The organism is Pyramidobacter sp. C12-8 (assembly GCF_002007215.1).
Taxonomy (GTDB): domain Bacteria; phylum Synergistota; class Synergistia; order Synergistales; family Dethiosulfovibrionaceae; genus Pyramidobacter.
The window spans coordinates 112,716-134,981 of sequence record NZ_MUHX01000002.1 but is presented as its reverse complement, the minus strand read 5'-3'; the positions used below and the strand labels follow the sequence as shown (position 1 = coordinate 134,981).

18 protein-coding genes are annotated in these 22,266 nt (G+C 61.8%); 9 read left to right on the top strand and 9 right to left on the bottom strand.

What is annotated here, in order from left to right:
- The 3 genes from B0D78_RS01285 to B0D78_RS01275 are packed head-to-tail and all read left to right on the top strand — an operon-like array spanning position 1 to position 3,709.
- On the top strand, positions 1–1,458 hold the full coding sequence (locus B0D78_RS01285) for a S41 family peptidase (RefSeq protein ID WP_078015177.1): 1,458 nt from the start codon (positions 1–3) through the stop codon (positions 1,456–1,458).
- Positions 1,455–2,426, top strand: coding sequence for a divergent polysaccharide deacetylase family protein (locus B0D78_RS01280; protein WP_078015176.1), 972 nt, complete (start codon positions 1,455–1,457; stop codon positions 2,424–2,426). Before B0D78_RS01285 ends, B0D78_RS01280 begins: the two co-directional genes overlap by 4 nt.
- Positions 2,423–3,709: an adenylosuccinate synthase gene (locus tag B0D78_RS01275; RefSeq protein WP_078015175.1), complete on the top strand. Its 1,287-nt coding sequence runs from the start codon at positions 2,423–2,425 to the stop codon at positions 3,707–3,709. Before B0D78_RS01280 ends, B0D78_RS01275 begins: the two co-directional genes overlap by 4 nt.
- Before the next feature lie 73 nt (positions 3,710–3,782).
- Here the strand turns inward: B0D78_RS01275 and purE are convergent, their stop codons facing one another.
- From purE to purS, 8 genes are all read right to left on the bottom strand, one after another.
- Positions 3,783–4,310 carry a 5-(carboxyamino)imidazole ribonucleotide mutase gene (gene purE, locus B0D78_RS01270; RefSeq protein ID WP_078015174.1) on the bottom strand — a complete coding sequence of 176 codons (528 nt, stop codon included), beginning with the start codon at positions 4,308–4,310 and terminating at the stop codon, positions 3,783–3,785.
- 12 nt (positions 4,311–4,322) lie between these two features.
- Entirely contained in the window at positions 4,323–5,618 is a 1,296-nt protein-coding gene (purD, locus tag B0D78_RS01265; RefSeq protein ID WP_078015173.1) for a phosphoribosylamine--glycine ligase, read from the bottom strand.
- Between the two features lie 3 nt (positions 5,619–5,621).
- On the bottom strand, positions 5,622–7,142 hold the full coding sequence (gene purH / locus B0D78_RS01260; protein ID WP_078015172.1) for a bifunctional phosphoribosylaminoimidazolecarboxamide formyltransferase/IMP cyclohydrolase: 1,521 nt from the start codon (positions 7,140–7,142) through the stop codon (positions 5,622–5,624).
- 11 nt (positions 7,143–7,153) lie between these two features.
- Positions 7,154–7,723 (bottom strand): phosphoribosylglycinamide formyltransferase, encoded by a 570-nt coding sequence (gene purN, locus B0D78_RS01255; protein ID WP_143521667.1) that lies wholly within the window; start codon positions 7,721–7,723, stop codon positions 7,154–7,156.
- Positions 7,720–8,715, bottom strand: a complete 996-nt coding sequence (purM, locus tag B0D78_RS01250; RefSeq protein ID WP_078015171.1) for a phosphoribosylformylglycinamidine cyclo-ligase — start codon at positions 8,713–8,715, stop codon at positions 7,720–7,722. Before purM ends, purN begins: the two co-directional genes overlap by 4 nt.
- Positions 8,716–8,864: 149 nt before the next feature.
- Positions 8,865–10,988, bottom strand: coding sequence for a phosphoribosylformylglycinamidine synthase subunit PurL (gene purL, locus B0D78_RS01245; protein WP_078015170.1), 2,124 nt, complete (start codon positions 10,986–10,988; stop codon positions 8,865–8,867).
- Positions 10,985–11,692: a phosphoribosylformylglycinamidine synthase subunit PurQ gene (gene purQ / locus B0D78_RS01240; protein WP_078015169.1), complete on the bottom strand. Its 708-nt coding sequence runs from the start codon at positions 11,690–11,692 to the stop codon at positions 10,985–10,987. The genes purL and purQ overlap by 4 nt, the downstream gene beginning before the upstream one ends.
- A complete protein-coding gene (gene purS / locus B0D78_RS01235; protein ID WP_078015168.1) occupies positions 11,689–11,946 on the bottom strand; it encodes a phosphoribosylformylglycinamidine synthase subunit PurS in 258 nt (85 codons plus the stop codon). The genes purQ and purS overlap by 4 nt, the downstream gene beginning before the upstream one ends.
- 399 nt (positions 11,947–12,345) lie before the next feature.
- Here purS and lepA point away from each other — a divergent pair, with 399 nt between their 5' ends.
- From lepA to murB, 4 genes are read left to right on the top strand one after another with little or no spacing between them, the layout of a single operon-like run.
- On the top strand, positions 12,346–14,166 hold the full coding sequence (gene lepA, locus B0D78_RS01230) for a translation elongation factor 4 (RefSeq protein WP_078015167.1): 1,821 nt from the start codon (positions 12,346–12,348) through the stop codon (positions 14,164–14,166).
- Positions 14,156–15,286 (top strand): radical SAM family heme chaperone HemW, encoded by a 1,131-nt coding sequence (gene hemW, locus B0D78_RS01225; RefSeq protein WP_240496080.1) that lies wholly within the window; start codon positions 14,156–14,158, stop codon positions 15,284–15,286. The genes lepA and hemW overlap by 11 nt, the downstream gene beginning before the upstream one ends.
- Before the next feature lie 13 nt (positions 15,287–15,299).
- Positions 15,300–17,195, top strand: coding sequence for a YgiQ family radical SAM protein (locus B0D78_RS01220; RefSeq protein WP_078015165.1), 1,896 nt, complete (start codon positions 15,300–15,302; stop codon positions 17,193–17,195).
- The gene (gene murB / locus B0D78_RS01215; RefSeq protein ID WP_078015164.1) at positions 17,164–18,114 is read left to right on the top strand and encodes a UDP-N-acetylmuramate dehydrogenase; all 951 of its coding nucleotides are present in this window, start codon (positions 17,164–17,166) and stop codon (positions 18,112–18,114) included. Before B0D78_RS01220 ends, murB begins: the two co-directional genes overlap by 32 nt.
- 67 nt (positions 18,115–18,181) lie before the next feature.
- Here the strand turns inward: murB and yedF are convergent, their stop codons facing one another.
- Complete coding sequence (gene yedF, locus B0D78_RS01210; protein ID WP_078015163.1) at positions 18,182–18,781, bottom strand: sulfurtransferase-like selenium metabolism protein YedF; 600 nt, start codon at positions 18,779–18,781, stop codon at positions 18,182–18,184.
- Positions 18,782–18,933: 152 nt separating this feature from the next.
- Here yedF and selA point away from each other — a divergent pair, with 152 nt between their 5' ends.
- Positions 18,934–20,319, top strand: coding sequence for an L-seryl-tRNA(Sec) selenium transferase (gene selA / locus B0D78_RS01205; protein WP_078015162.1), 1,386 nt, complete (start codon positions 18,934–18,936; stop codon positions 20,317–20,319).
- Complete coding sequence (gene selB, locus B0D78_RS01200) at positions 20,316–22,235, top strand: selenocysteine-specific translation elongation factor (RefSeq protein ID WP_078015161.1); 1,920 nt, start codon at positions 20,316–20,318, stop codon at positions 22,233–22,235. The genes selA and selB overlap by 4 nt, the downstream gene beginning before the upstream one ends.
- Positions 22,236–22,266: the final 31 nt, after the last annotated feature.

The following is a 22,266-nucleotide window of genomic DNA, read 5'->3' as shown; positions in this document are numbered from 1 at the left end:
ATGAAAATACTGAAAAAATATCGCGATGTGGCGCTGGGGATCCTGATCGGCGCGGTCCTCATGACTCTTATCCCCGTGGTGTACGCCAGCAAGGGGGAATTGTCGCAGGTCGCTCCTTTCTCGACTGATTCGCTGTGGCTCCTGAAACAGGCGCGCGTTATTGTCGAGGCGTATCAGGTCGATGCGGCAAGCAACGACATCGATGAGAGTGAAATGGTCCATGGGGCCATGCGCGGAATGCTGGGCGCGTGGAAAGACCCATATACGCGTTTTCTCGATCCTCAGCAGTTGGAAGACGAGAAAACTTCCTTGGAGGGATCCTTTGGCGGTTTGGGAATCAATATCGCCAGCCGCGACGGGAAAATCCTCGTCATAAATCCCATTGAAGGAACGCCCGCCGATAAGGCCGGGCTGCGTCCCATGGACGAAATTGTCAGAGTGAACGATGATATCGTCATCGGCTGGGACCTCGACAAGGTTGTGAAACTGCTTCGCGGCGATCCCGGCACGGAAGTCTCCGTGGGGATCCGTCGCGCCGACACGGCCAGGCTGATCGATTTCAAGATCGTGCGGGACACGATCAAGATCGAGACCGTGCACGCGGAGATCCTCAGCGACGATATCGGTTACATTCGCCTGCGCCAGTTCATCAAGACCAGCGCGCCGGATGTGGGCAAGGCCGTCATCGATCTCAAAAACAAAAAAGCGAAGGGATTGATTCTCGATCTCAGGAATAATGGCGGCGGTCTGCTCGACTCAGCGCGCGATATCTGCGACCTGTTTATCGACGGAGGACTTGTCGTTTCGACGAAGGGGCGCGTTGATTCGGCGAACGAAGAGTTCTATGCGCATGAAGGCGTCCTGACTCAATTGCCCTTGGTCGTGCTGATCAACGAGGGCAGCGCCAGCGCTTCCGAGATCGTCTCCGGCGCTCTGCGCGACCGCAACGGTACGCTTCTGATCGGCGCCAAGAGTTTTGGCAAGGGATCGGTTCAGGTCCTCTTCAATCTTTCCGATGGCTCGGGGATGTTCGTGACGACGGCTCGCTATTTCACTCCGAAGGGAGTCCGCATTGACCACGTCGGGCTTTCTCCCGATATTTACGTGAAATCCCTGTGGAGCGACGAAGATCGCGACAAGGCGGATTCAAGCCAGGGAGACAAAGGCGAGGCGGAAGGAACCGGAACGCCGAATGGGAAAACGAAAAACGGGCCGTCAGAAGAAAAATCCACAAAAGACGCCAGCCCCCGCGATCCTCAGCTGGACAAAGCGAAAGAGACGCTCTTGAAACTGATTGCGGGAGAAAAACCGGAAACGCTGAGGGATCCCATCCCTGAGCCCGTGTCTTCCGACGTTTCCGTCATTTCCGCAGATCAGGGCAGCGATGACGCTGCAGTGAAGAGCGAACGCGACGATAAGAGTTCGAATCCCGACAAGAAACCCGTTCTTGGCAAATGAAGAATCCTTCCTGGGTTCTGGCGGCGGTGATCTCCTTTGCTGTCGTTTGCGTTTTTACAAACATGATGCACAATGGAGAGAGCGTACGGCGTCGAGAGGCAAGAAAAGCGGAGAACGCGGTCGTCTTGTCGGCGGAGGAGCGGCTGTGGCGTCCAGGGGCGTTTCTTTCTCTGGAAAAAGCGCTGTCCTCGACGAAGAAAACGATTCTCGTGGCGGCCTCTTGGGTGGCGCGGCTCCAGTCGGCGGCGCTGCCAAAGAAAGGGAAGCCCGCCGCGGCGTCCCGCCCTCGTCTGGCCCTTGTTATTGATGATTTCGGCTATAATTACGGCATGGCCGAGCGCATCGCCCAGTTGAGACTGCGCGCGACGTGGGCGATTATTCCCGGTACGCCGCACGGTCACAAGATCGCCGAATATGCAGTCAGACAGGGGCAGCCTTTTCTGCTGCACGTGCCGATGCAGGCGCTGGGGGATCCGGACGGCGGACGCAATTATGTTATTGGGATTGACGTGCCGGAAAAGAAAATGGCCGAGTACCTTGCGTCGCTGCAGAAAGATTTTCCGCATGCGATCGGCATCAACAATCACAGAGGTTCAAAAGCGACTTCCGACGCGCCGACAATGCGCCGCTTTATGAAAGCGCTGTCGGCGACCCGGTGGGGCTTTCTGGACAGCCGCACCAGCGGCAGGACAGTCGCCGAAAAAACGGCGCGGAACTATCATATCCCGACCGCTCAGAACAAAGTGTTTATCGATGGGACAACGGATTTGCCCACGATGAAGGCGCGCTTCAACGCGGCGCTTCATCTGGCGAGAAAATATGGCAACGCTGTCGCGATTTGCCATGCGCGCGAGAAAACGTTCCCTTTTCTGGCCTACCTGAGCACACTTGACCTGAATTCGGTGGAGCTGGTGACGGTAGACGAGATCTGGAATTCGCAGCAGCCTGTTAAGGAGGAAAAACAATGAAGGGCAAGATCGAGGCACTTATCGGCGCTCAATGGGGAGACGAGGGAAAGGGCCGCGTTGTCGATTCCATCGGCTCGAGAGTGGATATTTTCGCCCGTTATCAGGGCGGAGCGAACGCCGGCCATACCGTGTACGTCGACGGGGAGAAATACGTGTTTCGCCTTTTGCCTTCGGGAATGCTTTATCCCGGCAAGACCTGCGTGATCGGCAACGGCGTCGTCATCGACCCCGAGCAGCTGCTGAAAGAATTGGGCGAACTGCGCGCCCGGGGGAAAGACCGCGCGTGCCTTCGCGTCAGCGGAGCGGCTCACGTGGTGATGCCGTACCATAAGCTTTTCGACCAGCTCCAGGAGGAATCCCGCGACAGCGAGCATAAGATCGGCACGACCGGGCGCGGCATCGGTCCTTGCTATGCCGATAAATACACGCGCATTGGCATCCGCGTGGAAGACCTCCTGGACGAACATGTGCTGCGCGAAAAACTCGGCGTCGCTTTGGCCGAGAAGAACCGGATCCTTACCGGCGTGTACGGCAAAGAACCGTTGGCTCTCGGCCCCATTTATGAGCAGGCGTTCCAATGGGGCAAGGAGCTCTCGCCTTATGTGGCGGACGTTTCGCTTGAGGTATACAACGCGCTCGAGAACGGACAGACGGTGTTGTGCGAAGGCGCGCAGGGCACGTTGCTCGACGTCGACCACGGCACCTATCCCATGGTGACGAGCTCCAATCCCGTTTCTTCGGGCGGCTGCATCGGTCTGGGGATCGGCATGAAGTACGTGGACCGCGTCATCGGCGTGGCCAAAGCCTATCTGACCCGCGTCGGTTCGGGCCCGTTCCCGACGGAGGATTGCGGCCCCGACGGCGAAGAGATCCGCCGCAAGGGCGGCGAATTCGGCGCCGTGACCGGACGTCCGCGCCGCTGCGGCTGGCTCGATCTCGTCGCGCTCCGTTACGCCGTGCGGGTGAACGGCTTCACCTGTCTGGCTCTGACCAAGCTCGATATCCTGACCGGCTTCAAAGAGCTGAAAGTTTGCAATTCTTATAAAGTGGGCGACAAGATCGTCGCGGATTTTCCCTCCGCCATCGCCAAGCTGGCTCAAGTCGACCCCGTGTATTACTCGCTGCCCGGCTGGAGCGAAGACATTTCGGCGGCGCGCGCCTTCGAAGATCTGCCGGAAAACGCCCGCGAATATGTGCGGCACATCGAACAGGTCATCGGCATCCCCGTCGTTCTGATCGGCGTCGGCCCGGATCGCGAGCAGCTCGTGCTGCGCGGATTGTAAAAAACTCGTAAAAACAAAAATGGAATGAGGAAACGAATTTTCGTTTCCTCATTCCATTTTTGTTTTTTGAAGATCAGCGCAACGCTTCTTCGGGGGCCATGGGCAAGTCGGCGAAGACCTGGGCGTCGCGGCGCGACGAGCGCACCTTGGCCGCTTTCTCGTCGGCGTAGGACTGCAGCTTCTCAGCGACGGCGCCGTCATGGGCGGCGACGATGCGCGCCGCCAGCAGCGCGGCGTTGGCGGCGCCGTTGATGCCGACGGAGGCCACGGGCACTCCGGGCGGCATCATCGCCGTGGAGAGCAGCGCGTCCATGCCGAGCAGCGTGCCCGACTCGACGGGGATGCCGATCACTGGCAGCGTCGTCTGGGCGGCGACGGCGCCGGGAAGAGCTGCGGAAAGGCCGGCTACGGCGATGATCGCTTCCAAGCCGCGAGAGCGCGCGCTTTGAGCGTAATGCGCCGCGTCTTCGGGCGTGCGGTGAGCCGAAGCGACCGTAACCTCGAAGGGGATGCCGAGCTCGCGCAGCGTGGCGCCGATTTTCCGGGCGTGCGGGGCGTCGCTGGCGGAGCCGAGGATGATGCCGATTCTGGGATGGTTCATAAACGTTCTCCTTTAAACGGAATTTTTCTCGAAAACCTGATGGCCGATGTCGTTTCGATACTGCATGCCTTGGAAACGGATTTTGCCGACGGCCTCGTAGGCGCGTCCCCGGGCCTGCTGCAGCGTATCGCCGGTCGCCGTGACGCAGAGCACGCGGCCGCCGGCCGCCATGATTTTGCCGTCCTGGGCGGACGTTCCCGCATGGAACACGGTCACGCCCGCGACGGCGCCGGCGGCGTCAAGGCCGTGGATTTCCGCCGCAGCGGATGCGGCGGCGGGGTAACCGGCGGAGGCGAGGATCACGCAGAGGGCGTTTTTCTTTTCCGTGCGCCACGGGAAGGACGCCAGCTCGCCCCGGGCGACATGCCAGCACAGATCGACCCAATCTCCCTCGAACAGGGGCAGGAGCACTTCCGTTTCGGGATCGCCGAGGCGCACGTTGTACTCCAGCACTTTGGGCGTGCCGTCCGGGGCGATCATCAGGCCGACGTACAGAACGCCGCGATAGTCGAGCTTTTCTTTCCCGAGCGCGGCGACGGACGGTTCGATGATCTCGCGGCGGACGCGGTCCATCAGCTCTTCCGTGACCCACGGCGCGGGGGCGTAGGCGCCCATGCCGCCGGTGTTGGGGCCGCGGTCGCCGTCGAGAAGGCGCTTGTGGTCCTGGCTGGTGCTGAGGAGCCGGTACGTCGTGCCGTCGGTGACGACCATCAACGACAGCTCGCGTCCTGGCAGCGCTTCTTCGATGACCAGCGTCTCGCCGGCGGCGCCGAGCTTTTTGCCGACGAGCATCCGACGCGCCGCCTCGCGCGCGCCCTCGAGCGTGGGTTCGACGAAAACGCCCTTGCCGGCGGCCAGACCGGAAGCTTTGACGATATAGGGACTGGAAAAGTTGGAAAGCGCGGTTTCCGCTTCCTCCATCGTGCGGCACACGTAAAAGTCCGCGGTGGGAATACGATGGCGCGCCATGAATTTTTTGGAGAACTCTTTGCTCGCTTCGAGCTGCGCGCCCGCGCCGGACGGGCCGAACACGGCCACGCCGCGGGCGCGCAGCGCGTCGGCGACGCCGGCGGCAAGCGGCCCTTCGGGACCGACGATGGCCAGGTCGATCTGATGATCCAGACAGAAGGCGGCCAAAGCGGCGCCGTCCGTGACGTTCAGCGCATGGCACTCCGCCTCCTGGGCGATGCCGGGATTGCCGGGGACGGCGTAGAGTCTGCCGCAGCGAGGCGAGCGGGCGCAGGCGGACACGAGCGCGTGTTCGCGCCCGCCGCTGCCGATGACGACGACGTTCAGTCTGCTGTCCATGGCTTAATGGCGGAAGGTTCGGTGCCCGCTGATGAACATGGACACGCCGAGTTCCTGGGCGCGCGCGGCGACTTCTTCGTCGCGCACCGAGCCGCCCGGCTGGATGATGGCGGCGATCCCGGCGGCGGCCGCTTTTTCGACGCCGTCGGGGAACGGGAAGAAGGCGTCGGAAGCCATCACCGCGCCTTTGGCCTTTTCGCCGGCCTGGCGCGCCGCGAAATCGACGGCGAAGACGCGGCTGCAAAAGCCCATGCCGATGCCGACGGCCTCGCCGTCTTTGACCATGGCGACGGCGTTGCTCTTCGACACGGCCGCGACTTTCCAGGCCAGCACGAGATCGTCCCAGAGATCGGGGCGGGGCGCGCCGACCCACTGTCCCTTGCTTTGATCGGGCAGAGGCGCCAGTTCGTCGTCCTGCATCAGCATCCCGCACCAGGTCGAAACCATCTGCTTGTCGAAGGCGCGTCCGCCCTTCCACGTCATGACGCGCAGATTTTTGCGCTTTTCGGTCAGGAGCTTCAGCGCCGCGTCGTCGATGGAGGGGCACAGCAGCACCTCGGTGAAATGTTTGGAAATGGCTGCGGCCGTTTCGAGATCGATGTGGCGGGTGACGCCGACGACGCCGCCGAACGCCGACAGCGAATCGCAGGCGAAGGCGCGGTCGTAGGCTTCGGCGACCGATTTCCCGACCGCCATGCCGCAGGGCGTGGTGTGCTTGATGACGACGGCGCCGACGTCGCTTTGCAGCATGGCGGTGGCGCGCATGGCCGCGTCGAGGTCGAGCAGATTGTTGTAGGAGAGTTCCTTGCCGGCCAGCTGCGTCACGGGCGAGTCGGCCAGCGGCGGAAGATAGACGCCGGCCCGCTGATGGGGATTTTCGCCGTAGCGCAGTTCCTGCGTGCGCACGAGCGGCAGCGTCACGGAATCCTCGCCGGATTTTTCGCCCAGCTCGCGGCGCAGTCCGTCGCCGATGGTCGCGTCGTAGCGGGCGGTGGCGTCGAAAGCGCGCAGCGCCAGGCGGCGGCGCGTCGCGGGCGTCACGTCACCTTCGGCCTTGAGCTCTTCGAGAACGGGAGCGTAGTCGGCCGGATCGGTCATGACCGTCACGTAGCGGTAGTTCTTGGCGGCCGCGCGGATCAGAGCCACGCCGCCGATGTCGATGTTTTCGATCAGCGCGTCGAGGGCGGCGCCGGAGCGGGCCGTCTTTTCGAACGGATAGAGATTGACCGCCACCATGTCGATGCCGGCGATGTCATGATCTTTCATGTCCTTGACGTCGGCGGGCAGATCGCGGCGGGCCAGGATGCCGCCGAAAACGAGAGGATGAAGCGTCTTCACCCGTCCGCCGAGGATGTGGGGGAACTTTGTCAGATCGGAAACTTCGACGACGGGGACGCCCGCGTCGCGGAACATCTTCGCCGTGCCGGAGCTCGACAAAATCTCCCAGCCCAGCTCCGCGAGAGTTTGCCCGAGCTCAAGCGCCCCCGATTTGTCGGCCACCGAAATAAGCGCTCTGCGTTTCATGTACAGACCTCCTATGAAATCCGCTTGATGTAGTCTTTCAACGCCTGCCAGTAGAGCTGATGCTCCACGGCGTGGATTTTGGCCTCGAACGTCTCGATCGTGTCTCCGCTTTCGCGGGCCACTTCGCGCTGCGCCAGGATCGGGCCGTGATCCATCTTGTCGTCGACGAGGTGGACCGTGACGCCGCTGACCGGTTCGCCGCTTTTCCAAAAGTCCTCGATGCCGTGCGCACCGGGAAACTTCGGCAGCAGCGCCGGATGGATGTTGAGGATCCGTCCTTCGTGGCGGCCGACGAACTTGCCCGTCAGCAGGCGCATGAAGCCGGCCAGGACGAGCAGGTCGATCCCGCGCTCCTGCCAGAGCTTTTCGACGGCCGCCTCGCCGGCGGCGCGTCCGTCTTCATAGGGCAGCACGGCCGTGGGAATGCCGCGCTGCCGGGCGAGGCGCAGCCCCGCCGCGGAAGCGTTGTCGCTGGCCACGAAAAGCACCTGCACGTCGGCTTTTTCCGCGGCGACGTGAGCGACGATGGCCTCCATGTTCGTGCCGCGGCCGGAGATGAGAATGCCGATCTTGCAGGTCATGCTCTGACGACGCGCCCGACGCGGCGCGGTTTTTCGCCGAGCGATTCGAGGACCGCGGCGACCTCGGCCTCGTCTTCGGGCGAGACGATGAAGACGTAGCCGATGCCGAGGTTGAAGACACGGCGCATCTCCTCTTCGGAAACGCCCTTGGAGGCGATCAGATCGAAAACGGCCGGGCGCGGCCAGTCGTAGCTCAGCTTGCAGACGCAGGGAGGGGGAACGACGCGGTTGATGTTGTCTTCGAGACCGCTGCCGGTGATGTGCGCCATGGCCCTGACCTTGCCCGTCTTCGTCGCCGCGATGGCCTGGGGAACATAGAGGCGCGTCGGCTTCATCAGCGTCTGTCCCAGCGTTTCGCCCGCGACGGGGCCTTCTTTGTCCAGACCGTGGGCGATCTCCTCCGCCAGCGCCGAACGGACCAGCGTGTAGCCGTTGCTGTGGATGCCGGAACTGTGCAGGCCGATGATGACGTCCCCCTCTTTGACCTTGGAGCCGTCGATGATCTCCGATTCTCTGAGCGTGCCGACGGCGAAGCCGGCCAGATCGAAACTTTCCCTGCCGTAAACGCCGGGCATCTCCGCCGTCTCGCCGCCGAGCAGCACGCAGCCGCAATATTCGCAGGCCTCGACGACCGACGTGACCACGGCGGACATCATCTTTTCGTTCAGCGCGCCGCAGGCGATGTAATCGAGAAAGAAGAGCGGCACGGCGCCGCCGGTGACTAGATCGTTGACGTTCATGGCCACGAGGTCCTGTCCGAGGCCGTCGTAGATCCCCGAGGCGCGGGCGATCTCGACTTTTGTCCCCACGCCGTCGCAGCAGCCGGCGATCAGCCGGTCCCCGTCGAGGCGCATCAGCCCGCTGAATCCGCCGATGCCGCCGACCACCCGCGGGTCGGATTTGCGGCGTTTCATAATGCCCTTGATCGTTTCAACCCAATGGTCGCCGCCCTTGATGTCGACGCCGGCCTTTTCGTACGTCAGATTGCCCATGATCTTCTGTCCTCCAATTAGTCAAAGCCAGATATTTCGATTGCAGACGGTTCAGCCGCGTCCGTCAGCCCAAACTTCGGCGCGGCGCGAAAAAACGCCGTGGTCACACGAGCCGCTGCCGATGAAAGGACGCGGCTTGCACTTGAATTTTAAAGATTTCTGAACGCCTTGTTCAGCTCCTCGACGCTGCGAAGGCATTTCCCGCCGACGGCGAGGCATGGACCGCCGACAACGCCGATCTCCTCGAGAGGCACGTCCTTCCAGCAGCGGCGGAATTCTTCGACCTTCGCGGTCGGCACGGCGTAGATCGCCGCGGTCGCTCCTTCTCCGAAAAGATCGGCGGCGCTGTAATCCTTCTCTTTCAGATCAACGCCGACGCCGCTCTCGATCGCCTCTTTGGCGACGACGACGAGCAGTCCGCCGCCGATGATCGGGCGGGCGCTGTCTGCCGCCTGGGCTTTCGCCGTGGCCAGCGCCGCGGCGTTGAAGGCCCGCTCGCGCTCGGGCACGAAGGGAACGGGACGGCCGGCGAAGTCGCGCGCGTAATGGCGTTGATAGACGCTCGCCGCCAAAGTGCCTTCGTTCCAGCCGGCCAGGAAGAGCACGTCGCCTTCCCTCCACTGGCCGCATTTCATCACCGCCGGCGCTTCGACGATGCCGACCACGCCGAGCAGCGGCGTCGGCAGGATCGCCGTGGCGGACGTTTCGTTATAGAGGCTGACGTTGCCGGAGACGACGGGACAGTCGAGCTCGCGGCAGGCGGAAGCCATGCCCTCGACGCTGTGCGAGAGCACCCAGAAATGCTGCGGGTTTTCCGGCGACGGGAAGTTGAGGCAGTTGGTCAAACCGCCGGGAACGGCGCCGGCGACGGCCAGCGCGCGGCAGGAACGGGCCACCAGATTGGCGGTCGCCCGCTCCGGATCGAGCTCGCAGCCCCAGGGATCGGCTTCCATGCTGACGGCGCACAGCCGTCCCGAGTCGGCGACGCGGAAGACGCTGACCGGCGATCCCGGGCCGACGACGGTGTTCGTCTGCACCATCGAGTCGTACTGGACGTAAATGTCTTCCTTGCAGTGCAGATTGGAATCTCCCAACAGATCGACAAGGGCCTGTCCCGGGCAGGGCGCGTCGAATTTCAGATCCTCGTTCCAACGGGCTTCGAGATCGGGGCGCTGCTGCGGCCAGTCGATGGTGGGGCAGTCGCTGCCGATCGTCGTCGCGGGAATGTCGGCGGCCAGCGCGCCCTTCCAGTAAATGCGGTAATGGTCGCCCTCTTCGGTGCGGCCGATCTCCGTGGCGTCGAGCCCCCACTTCTCGGCGATCGCGTAAATTTCGGGCATCTTCGCGTCTTCGACGATCAGCAGCATGCGCTCCTGGGACTCCGACAGGGCGATTTCCCACGGCTCCATGCCTTCCGCCCGCAGCGGCACCTTGTCGAAGTCGATCGTCATGCCGACGCCGCTCTTGGCGGCCACTTCCGACGAGGAAGAAAGGATCCCGGCCGCGCCCATGTCCTGCATCGACACGAACAATCCGGCGTCGCGCATCTCCAGGCACGCTTCGGTGAGCAGCTTTTCGACGAACGGATCGCCGATCTGAATCGACGGACGGCTTTCCTTGGTGTTGTCCTTCAGTTCCGCGGAGGCGAACGCCGCGCCGGCGATGCCGTCGCGTCCCGTTTTGGAGCCGAGGATGACGACCGCCTGGCCGGGTCTGGCCGTCTGTGAGCTGACGATCTTGTCGAGACGGACCGTGCCGATGTTCATGGCGTTGACGAGCGGATTGCCCTCGTAGGTGGGATCGTAACAGGTCTTGCCGCCGATGGTGGGCACGCCGATGCAGTTGCCGTAGCCGCCGACGCCCTTGACGACGCCGTCGTGGACCGGCGACTGCTCGGAGCCGAAGAACAATCCGTCAAGCGAGGCGACCGGCCGAGCGCCCAGAGCGATGATGTCGCGGATGATGCCGCCCACGCCGGTTGCCGCGCCCTGATAGGGTGCGACCGCCGAGGGATGGTTGTGGCTCTCGACCTTGAAGGCGATGCCGATTCCTGCGCCGCCGTCGATGATGCCGGCGTTTTCCCCCGGACCGAGGACGACGTACCGCCCTTCCTTGGGCAGTTTCTTGAGCAGCGGGCGCGTGGATTTGTAGCTGCAGTGCTCCGACCACATCACGCCCATGATGCGCAGTTCGAGTTCGTTGGGCTCGCGCCCCAGCGTTTTCTTTAAAGAAAGATATTCGGACTCGCGGAGTCCTGCTTCTTTGTAATTCATCGGCGAAGGCCTCCTTCAAGCCAGCTTTTTACGGAAGTCCAGAATCCGGCGCCGTCGTTTCCGCCCAGCAGCGGATCGCTGTAGCGTTCGGGATGCGGCATCAGCCCCAGCACGTTGCCGCGATCGTTGACGATGCCGGCGATGTTGTTCAGCGCGCCGTTGGGATTGCTTTCCGGGGTGATATTGCCCCGCGCGTCGCAGTAGCGGAAGGCGACCCGTCCTTCGCCTTCCAGGCGTTTCAGGCCTTCGGCGTCGATGTAATAGCGTCCCTCGTTGTGGGCGATCGGGATCGTGAGGACCTCGTTTTTCTTGTATCGAAGCGTGAAGGGCAGATCGTCGCGCTCGACGCGGACAGTTATGGGCTTGCAGACGAAATGCATGCAGTCGTTGGCCAAAAGCGCGCCGGGGAGCAGACGGCTTTCCGTCAGCACCTGAAAGCCGTTGCAGATGCCGAGAACAAGCCCGCCTTTGGCGGCGTGTCCCTTGACCGCATTCATGATCGCCGAGTTCGCGGCCATGGCGCCGCAGCGCAGATAGTCGCCGTACGAGAAGCCTCCGGGGAGGATGACCAGGTCGGTGCGGTCCGGCAGAGACGTCTCCTTGTGCCAGACCGTGACGGCCGTCGCGCCGGCGACCGAGGCCGCCGCTTTTACGGCGTCCTGGTCGCAGTTGCTGCCGGGGAAAACGACAACGGCAGTCTTCATGCGCGGGCCGCCTCTGGTTCGATCGTGAACTCTTCGATAATATCGTTGACAAGCAGATCGTCGCACATCTTCTCAACCTGCGCGACGGCTTCGGCCTCGGAGGCGGCGTCGACGTCGAGATGGATGTACTTGCCGACGCGCAGATTTTTCAGGCAGCCGTATCCCATGCCCTTGAGAGACGCCGCGACCGTTTTGCCCTGAGTGTCGAGCACGCCTTCCTTGAGAAAAACAAGCAGACGGATTCCGTAAGTCATCAGTTCATACCTCTTTCTGGAAATTGCATTCCAAATAATTTTCTCCTTCAGGTTCAAAAAATATCCACGGACCTGAACGCAAAATCGCACTGACATTATTCTTCATCATGAAATAAAAGTCAATAAATAGAGCGCATGATTTTTGCCGAAAGAGACCCCGTTTTTTGTTCGAGGCCGTTCATAACGATAAAACGAGTCGTTGCGCGAGCCTTGAAACCTCTTCCACAAATAATAACAGAGAAAGGGCTCTTTCGCGAAAGTTTTTAACTTTTTCGAGATGGATCGGCACTCGAAAGCGTCGAATCAAAAAGACTTTGTGCCGGCCGGAAAATCGTGTATACTAGCTTGCAGATCAGAAATCGCAATTTTTGTATCACGCACGAAGGAAGGACGATTTTTGTGACAGCCGATCCTCGAAAAATACGCAACTTTTCAATTATCGCTCATATCGACCACGGCAAGTCTACGATTGCCGACCGGCTGCTGGAATCGACGGGAACGATCGCCAAAAGAAACATGAAGGAGCAGATCCTCGACAACATGGCGATCGAACGGGAGCGGGGCATCACCATCAAATCCGTCCCCGTGCGCATGGAGTATCGTGCCGCCGACGGGCAGGCGTACGTGCTGAACCTGATCGACACGCCGGGGCACGTCGATTTCGGCTACGAAGTGTCGCGCTCTCTGGCGGCCTGCGAGGGCGCGCTGCTCGTCGTGGATTCCACGCAGGGGGTGCAGGCGCAGACGCTGGCGAACGCTTACAAGGCGGTCGATCACGATCTGACGGTGCTCCCGGTTCTGAACAAAATCGATCTGCCCTCGGCGCGCCCGGAGGAAATCCGCCGCGAGATCGAGGACGTGATCGGCATCGACGCTTCGGAGGCCGTGTGCTGCAGCGCCAAGGAAGGCACCGGCATCCGGGACATTTTGGAGCAGGTCGTCGCTCGCGTTCCCGCGCCGCGGGGGAGCGAGGGCGCCCCGCTGCAGGCGCTGATCTTCGACGCCGTTTACGACAACTACCGGGGCATCGTCTGCTACGTCCGCATCATGAACGGCGCCATGCGCCCCGGCGACACGGTGAAGATGATGGCGACGGGGGCTTCCTATGCGGTCGAAGAGGTGGGCGTCTTTTCACCGGGCTGGACGCCGGTCGACGCGCTCGGGGTGGGGGAAGTCGGATACTTTACGGCGAGCATCAAGACGCTTGACGAAGCGCGCGTCGGCGATACCGTGACGAGCGTCGCCCGGCCGGCGGAAAAGGCGCTGCCCGGTTACCAGGCGGTGAAATCGGTGGTCTATTGCGGCTTTTATCCGGTCGAGCGCGACGACTTCCCGCAGCTGCGCGACGCTTTGGAGAAACTGAAGCTGAACGACGCCTCGCTGACTTACGATCCCGAGACTTCGACGGCTCTCGGCTTCGGATTCCGCTGCGGCTTTTTGGGGCTGCTGCATATGGACATCTCGCGCGAGCGGCTCGAACGCGAGTTCGACGTCCGTCTCGTCGCCACGGCGCCCAACGTGGTGTACCGCGTCGTCAAAAAAGACGGCGAAGTCGTCGAAGCGCACCGTCCCAGCGATTTTCCTCCGGAAGGAGAGATCCAGGAAGTCCTGGAGCCGATGATCCGCCTGACGGTCTACACGCCCAAGGACTACGTGGGCAAGGTCATGCAGCTCTGCCAGGACAAACGCGGCGTCTATATCAACCTCGACTACATCACGCCCGAGCGGGCGCGGCTGGTCTACGATCTGCCGCTGGCCGAGTTCATCGTGGAATTCTACGACAAGCTGCAGTCGCTGACGCGCGGCTATGCGTCTCTCGATTACGAGCACATCGGCTTCCGGGCCTCGAATCTGGTCAAGGTGGACATGCTCATCAATCAGGAGCCGATCGACGCGTTCTCGTTCATCTGCCACGTCGACGACGCCTATCACCGCGGCCACGCTTCGGCCATGAAGCTGAAAACGCTGATCCCCAACCAGCTGTTCGAGGTGCCGATCCAGGCTTCGATCGGCAAAAAGGTGATCGTGCGCACCAACGTGCGCGCGCTGCGCAAGGATGTGCTCGCCAAGTGCTACGGCGGCGACATCTCGCGCAAGAACAAGCTGCTCGAAAAGCAGAAGAAGGGCAAGGAACGCCTGAAGCAGATCGGCAAAGTTTCCATCCCGCCGGAAGCGTTCCTTTCGTTCCTCGACGTGAACGATGAAGAGGATGGCAGATAAACGCCGCCTTTCGCTTTACGTCCACGTGCCTTTCTGCCGTTCCAAGTGCCCGTACTGCGCGTTTTACAGCTTTGCGCCGCGAAGCGGGCAGATGGAACGGTGGCTGGCGTGCGTCGCCGCGGAACTGGGAACGATACGTCGCGGGGTGTCGGAAGGAGAACGTTTTTCAACGGTCTACGTCGGCGGCGGCACGCCGTCGTATCTGCCGTCGTCTCTTTGGCGCGGACTGCTCGGTGCGCTGGGCACGATGCCGCGGGAGCCCGCCTGCGAGTTCACGGTCGAAGCCAATCCCGAGAGCGTCGACGAGGAAAAACTGGCGCTCTGGAAAGATTTTGGCGTCACTCGCGTCAGCGTGGGCGTGCAGTCCCTCGACGATCGGGAACTGAAGATGCTGGCCCGACCGCACGACAGCGCGCAGGCGCTGAGGATTCTCGAACTCTGCATGAAAAAAGGTTTTCGCGTCAGCGCCGATCTGATCTTCGGCCTGCCGCGCCAGACGCTGAGGCGCTGGCACGAAAACATGTCGAAACTCGTCGCCGAAGGCGTGACGCACCTGTCCGTCTACCAGCTCATGATCGAAGACGGCAGTTTCTGGGGGCGCCGTCGGCCGTCGGCGCTTCCCGACGGTTATCCGATGTACCGTTGGGCGCAGTATTATCTGCCGCGCCAAGGATTGAAACAATACGAGATCGCCAGTTTTGCGGTCCCGGGATTTGAAAGCCGGCACAATCAAGCCTATTGGAAGCGCAGCGACGTATATGCCGCCGGGCCCGCCGCCTGGGGCTTCCTGGACGGCGTCCGCTTCGCCAACTGCCGCAGCTTGGAGCTCTGGGCGGAGCGGATCGAGGACGGCCAAAGCCCCGTGGAATTTCGCGAGGAACTGTCCGGCGCCGAAGAGGCCTCGGAGGCGGCGGTACTGGCGCTGCGCACGAGCGAAGGCATCCATTTCGAGGAGTTTGCCGCGCGCTATGGCAAAAGGTGGCTCGACGCGATAACGGAGCGCCTGCATTCCTTGCCGGAGCCGGATTTTTTATGGGGCGAAGGCCGAGTGGCTGTTTCGCCGCGGGGAATGCGCGTCGGCAATTCGATCTGGGCGGAACTGATGGATTTGGAACGGTAAAGAGACCATGGGAATGAACGATTTTTTGCCGGTCTGCCGGCACGACATGGAGCGCCGCGGCTGGGAACAATTGGACTTCTTGTTTGTCACCGGCGACGCTTACGTGGACCACCCGACGTTTGCCAACGGACTGATCGCCCGCTGGATGGAGTACCTGGGCTATCGCATCGGCGTGATCGCCCAGCCCGACTGGCGCAGCCGCCGCGATTTCGAAGCGATGGGGGAGCCGCGGCTGGCCGTCTTCGTCTCGGCGGGCAACCTCGATTCCATGCTGAACAAGCTGACCGCCTCGCGCAACAAGCGGGGGCGCGACGCCTATTCGCCCAACGGCGAAGCCGGACATCGGCCCGACCGGGCCACGATCGTCTACTGCAACCGCGTCCGCGAGATCTGGGGGACGAAGCCGTTGATCGTCGGCGGCATCGAGGCCAGCATGCGCCGTTTCAGCCATTACGACTACTGGTCGGACAAGGTGCGTCGGCCGATGCTTGCCGACTGCAAAGCGGATCTTCTGATTTACGGTATGGGCGAACTTCAGCTGAAAGAAATCGCCGCCCGGCTCGAGGCGGGCGTGCCGGCGCGTGAAATCGACTCGGTGCCGGGCACCTGCGTGATGAAAAGGTCCAAACCGGAGGGCTGCGTGGAAATCCCGTCCTACGAGGCGGTCGCGGCCGACAAGACGGCTTATGCCGAAGCGTTCCGCCTGCAAAGCCTGGAGCAGGATCCCATCTGCGGCACGGCGGTGGCGCAAAAAGTCGGCGACCGCTACATGGTGCAGAACAAGCCCATGCGCCCGCTGACGACGGCAGAGTTCGATCTGGTCAACGAGCTGCCGTTTACCCGCGAAGCCCATCCCATGTACGACGCCCGCGGCGGCATCCCCGCCATTGAAGAGGTGCGCTTCAGCATCAACAGCACGCGCGGATGCTTCGGCAGCTGCGCTTTCTGCGCGATCCACGCCCACCAGGGGCGCATCGTTCAGGCGCGGAGCGAAGCTTCGATCCTGCGGGAAGCCCGCGAGATGACGCGCCACCCGAAATTCAAAGGCTACATTCACGACGTCGGCGGCCCGACGGGGAACTTCCGCGCGCCCGCCTGCGAGGCTCAGCTGCGCCGCGGCTGCTGCCGCCACCGGCAGTGCCTTTCGCCGAAGCCGTGCCCGCATCTGCACGCGACTCATCGCGAATTCATCCGGCTGCTCGAAAAACTGAGAGCCGTTCCCGGCGTGAAAAAAGTTTTTCTCCGTTCGGGACTGCGGTATGATTATATCCTCGCCGATCCCGAGGGGAAAAAGTTTATCGAGGCGCTGTGCCGCCATCACGTCTCCGGGCAGCTGCGCGTGGCGCCGGAGCATGCCAGCCTGCGCGTGCTGCGTTTGATGGGCAAGCCGCCCATCGAAGAGTACGTGCGCTTTAAAAAGCTCTTCGAAGAGGCGACGCGGCGCGCGGGAAAAGAACAGTACGTCTTGCCGTATCTGATTTCCAGCCACCCGGGATGTACGCTGAAGGACGCGGTCGAACTGGCGGAGTTCCTGCGCGACCAGCATTTTACGCCGGAGCAGGTGCAGGATTTTATCCCGACGCCGGGCAGCCTCTCGACCTGCATGTTCTATACGGGGCTCGACCCGACGACGGGCGAAAAGCTGTACGTTCCCCGCGGCGGCCACGAAAAAGCCCTGCAGCGCGCGCTGCTTCAGTATCGAAAGCCCGAAAATCGCGACCTTGTGGCGGAAGCTCTGCACAAAGCCGGCCGCGACGACCTGATCGGCTGGGACGAGCGCTGCCTGATCCGCCCGCCGAAAAGGAACCGGCAGGAATTTTCTGTGAAACGAAAAAAATTAAGCACGTCATTCGCTTCGGGAGGAGAAAAGAGGAAATATGGCCAACACACTCGCCGAAACCCTGACTGACTCGGGATTGATCTGGAGAAACGGAGTGCCGCTGCGGAACCTGTGCCACTGGAAGATCGGCGGCCCCGCGGATTATGTGATCGAACCGCGCAGCGCGGAGGAGGCTGCGGCGGCGCAGCGCATCGCCAGAGAAGCAAACGTTCCGTTTCTTGTCATCGGTCACGGTTCCAACATGCTTTTCGACGACGCCGGTTACCGCGGCGTCATCATAAAGTTGGGCAGCAGGATGAGCCGTTGCCGCTTTTCCGGCTCGAGGGTCAGGGCGGAAGCCGGGATCTGGGCGCCGATGCTGGCGCGGGCATGCGCCGGGCGTGGCCTGACGGGACTCGAACATATCGTGGGCATCCCTGGCAATCTCGGCGGACTGCTTTATATGAACGGCGGCAGCCTGAGGCAGAGCATCGGAGACGCCGTGGTCCGCGTGGACATTTTGGACGGGCAGGGGAATATCGCCGCCGTCTCTGCTGCGGAGTGTGATTTCTCCTACCGTCATTCGGTCTTTCAGGAAAAGAAGAGCATCGTTCTCGGCGTGGAATTGGAACTTCAACAAAGCACGCCCGGTGAAGTGCGCCGAAAGATGCTGGACATTCTGAGGGAACGCCGGGAAAAGTTCCCATTGGACCTGCCCAACTGCGGTTCGGTGTTCAGCAACGAGCCCCGGCTTTACGAAGCGTACGGGCCGCCGGGCATGGTGATCGAGCAGACGGGGCTGAAAGGCGCTCGTATCGGCGACGCGGAGCTCAGCGTGCGCCATGCCAACTTTATCGTCAACCGCGGACGGGCGTCCTCGGCGGATGTTTTCGCGCTGATCAGACACGTCCGGCGGAAAGTCCTGGAGCGAACGGGATTTCTGCTGCACTGCGAGGTCTGTTATGCGGCTCCGGACGGCCGATGCGGGCGTCTTGACGCTTTCCTGTAGATAAAAAATATGGAAGCTCCTCATTCTCAGAAGAGCTTCCATCATTTTTAGATTTGCAGTTGGGAATTTATAGAGAAAGAGTATTGCAGGCAAGCAAAGTGGAAACGATCTCGAACATGTTGGAGACGATCCCGACTCCGACTTTTTCCATCAGGCCGAAGTGCTTCAGGCAGGTCCCGCAGACAAGCACCGTGCCGCCCCGCGCCACATAATCGCGAAGCGTTTCGGCGCTGGACGTGCCCCGCTCCGCAAGCGTGACGCCCTCGTTCATCAGGGCGATGACTGACGGGCGTTCGTTTTCGTCGTACTGCACCAGCGTGCCGAGGAAGGCTTTCATCAGCACTTCGCCAAGCTCCGGATCGTCGCCGCCGATCCTGCTGTGAGCGATGAAAACGGCGTTCTTCAGCTTGGCCGACGGCACGAGATTGCCGCCGCAGGCTGCGGGGGCCGGCAGCGAACCGTCGCGGGTGCCGGTCACGGTGAAATCTGTGCCTTCTCCGCTGACAACGGCTTTGTAGCCCCTGCTTTCGAAGAAGCGCGAGACGTTCTGCGTGGCCGGGACGTTGTCCACGCGCACGGCGACGGCGTCAGGATTGTCGGCGACGGCGTTCTTGGTCATGATCACGGGTTCGGGGCAGGCTTTGCCTCTGGCATCGATTTGAATCATCTTTTTTCCTCCAATTCCGATATTCGTGAGATAATAAATGACAACAATAATGATTATAGCATTCAAGGTTGAAAATGCTACTCGAAATTTACTGTGGGAGCGTGTTCATATTGGTTAAGAAGCAGCGTAAGGTCGAGTCCGTCCAGGAGTTGATGCGTTCACTCCCTTCCATGGAAAAAATCCTCACCGACGGCCGCTTGGGCGAATTCGGCGGCATTATCGACCGCGACAGTCTCAAGCATCTGTGCCGCGACGCTCTGGAACGCTGGCGCGACATGATCCTCGACAGAGAGGTGCTGAATTTTGACGACGACGTTTTTTTTGCGGAACTGCGTCAGGAGTTGAAACGCCGGCTGCGTCCCAGTCTGCGTCCCGTGCTGAATTGCACCGGCGTCGTGGTGCACACGAATCTCGGACGCTCCTGCCTTTCCGCCGAAGCGGCCGAGGCGGCGCGCGCCGCCGCCTGCGGGTACAGCACGCTCGAGTACAATCTCGAAAGCGGCGCGCGCGGGCAGAGAAATTTCCACGTGGAATGGCTCCTTTGCCAGCTGACGGGAGCCGAAGCCGCGCTCGTCGTGAACAACAACGCGGGCGCGGTGCTGCTGGTGCTCGCCGCGCTGGCCGGCAAAAAGGAAGCGGTCGTGTCCCGCGGGGAGCTGGTGGAGATCGGCGGCTCGTTCCGCATCCCCGACATCATGAGTTTCGCGGGGACCCGCCTGGTGGAGGTCGGCTGCACGAACCGCACTCATCTGAAGGATTACGAAAACGCGATCGGCGAAGAGACAGCGATGCTGCTCAAAGTCCATCCGTCGAATTTCCGCATCACGGGGTACGTGTCCCTGCCGCTTCGGGAGGATCTGGCCGAACTGGCCCACGCTAAGGGACTGATGATGGTGGAGGATCTGGGAAGCGGCATTCTTGTGGACGCTCAGACGCTGGGGCTCGAGGGCGAGCCGACCGTGAACGAGTGTCTGAAAGCCGGCGTCGATGTCGTCACTTTTTCGGGCGACAAGCTTCTCGGCGGTCCGCAGATCGGCGCCATCGTCGGCAAGAAAGAGATCGTCGACCGGATCCGCAAATACCCGCTGCTGCGCGCTCTGCGCTGCGACAAAATGACGCTGGCGGCCATGGAAGCGACGCTTCGCCTCTATCTTCGCGGCGACTGGAAAAAGATTCCTTCGCTCGGCATGATCGCCGTTCCCGCGGACGAACTGAAAGCCCGCGCCGTCCGGTTGAAAAAAAGGATCGATGCCGAACTGGCCGATTTCTGTCTGCAGACGAAAGTCGTGCCGGTCGAAGACGCGGTCGGCGGCGGCGCTTATCCGGAACGTCCGCTGCCGGGCTGGGCGGTTTCGCTGCTTCCGGCCAACGAGAATTTAAACGCCGGCATTCTGCAGGAACGCCTGCGCCGCTGTACTCTGCCCGTCGTCGCCGGAGCGCGCAGCAATGAGCTTTTGCTCCATATGCGCACGCTCCCGGCCGAGAACGAGAGCGTCTTGATGAATTCGCTGAGAGAAGCTCTGGTGACGGAACGATGAGCCGGCGCGAAATTTCGCTCGTGGTCGGAACCGCGGGGCACATCGACCATGGCAAAACGCAGTTGGTCAAAGCTCTGACGGGAATCGACTGCGATCGTTTGGGCGAAGAGAAAAAACGCGGCATCACGATCGAACTGGGATTCGCGCCGCTGGTCCTGCCCAGCGAGCGCGTGATCAGCCTGATCGACGTTCCCGGTCATGACCGTTTCATCCGGCAGATGGTGTCGGGAGCTTCCGGCGTCGACGCGGTCATGCTGGTCGTCGCTGCGGACGAAGGCGTGATGCCGCAGACGCGGGAACATCTGGACATCCTGTGCCTGCTTGGCGTTCAGCACGGCATCGTCGCCATCACGAAAAAGGATCTGGTCGACGAAGAGATGCTCGCACTCGTCGAAGAGGACGTCCGCACTCTGACGGCCGGCACGTTCCTCGAGGGCTGCCCGGTCGTGAGCGTCTCTTCGGTGACCGGCGCCGGCATCGACGAATTACGGCGCGCGCTGGAGCGTCTGGTGGATCAGGTAAAGCCGCGGGAGCGCAGCGGCGCTTACTTCATGCCGATCGACCGAGCGTTTCCCGTGGCGGGATTCGGCACGGTCGTCACCGGTACGGCCTACAAAGGGAGCATTGCTCCCGGCGAGGAGATCGAAGTCTATCCTTCCGGGCGGAGATCGCGCGTGCGCTCGGTGCAGGTCCACGGGAAAACCGTCGAGTCCGCCTATGCCGGACAGCGCGTCGCCATGTGCCTGAACGATCTCGATCTGAATGAGATCCGGCACGGCGACGTCGTCTGCGCGGACGGCGTCTACAAAGCGACATCGTGTCTTGACGTGATGCTCAAACTGCTCGGCTTCGTTCCCGAACCTCTGGAACATTGGCAGCGCGTCCGGCTTCACATCGGCACGTCCGACGTCCTGGCCAGAGTTTCCCTGCTCGACGAAAAAAATCTCCGTCCCGGTCAGACCGCCCCCGTTCAGCTGGTTCTGGAAGAGCCGGTGGTCGCTTCGCTGGGGCAGCGCTTTGTGATCCGCTTTTACAGCCCGCTGCGGACGATCGGCGGCGGAGAAGTGCTCGTCCCCTATGCGAGCCGCCCCTCGGGCAGGAAACGCCGCGAATCGGAACGCGACCGTCTGGTCGCGCTCAGCGGGACGTTGACCCGCGAGGAACGGGTCGGCGCGATCGTGAACTTCGAGGGGAGCCTTTCCATGAGCGAACTCATGGTGCAGGCGCAAGAGCGCCGTCAGGACCTTGCCGCGGTCCTCGAGAAGCTGGAAAGCGGCGGCAAATTGGTGCGTCTCCACGTCGGCGACGGCATGATCTTTTCGGCGGAAAGCTATCGGAACGCCGTGGAAAAACTTCGTGCCGCAGCGAAGGCGTTCCATGCCGCTTATCCGCACCAGCGCGGGATCGCGCCGGAATCGCTGATCAATCAGGTCTTCTCTGAGTCGGAACGGAAAATCGGCCGCCTGATCCTGGAAAAGGCCGTCGAGCAGAGCCGGTTCAGAGTTGACGGAGACGTGCTGGCGCTGCCGAAGTTTGCAGCCGTCGACGATTCTGCGTACAGCGAGGCGCGGAAAAAACTGCTGGATCATTGTTCCAGGTGCGGTTTTCAGCTGCCGGAAATCGAGGCTTTGCCGAAAAACCTGAACATGACGGCCGGAGATTTTAGAAAACTGCTGGATCAGCTGAAAAAGAACAATGAAGTCGTCGTTCTTGAAGGGACGTTTGTCCTCGCGGTCGAGATTCTCAATCCGCTTCTGGCCCGGCTGAGCCGGATCGAGGGAGGGTTCACGCTGGCGCAAGTGCGGGATTTGACGGGCAGCAGCCGCAAGTTCGTCCTGCCTGTCCTTGAGTACATGGACGGAAGAGGGATCACGCGGCGCGTCGGCGAAAAGAGAATTCTCTTGAAAAAAGACTAAAAAGCAGAGTCTTCTCCGGAATGAAGAGGCG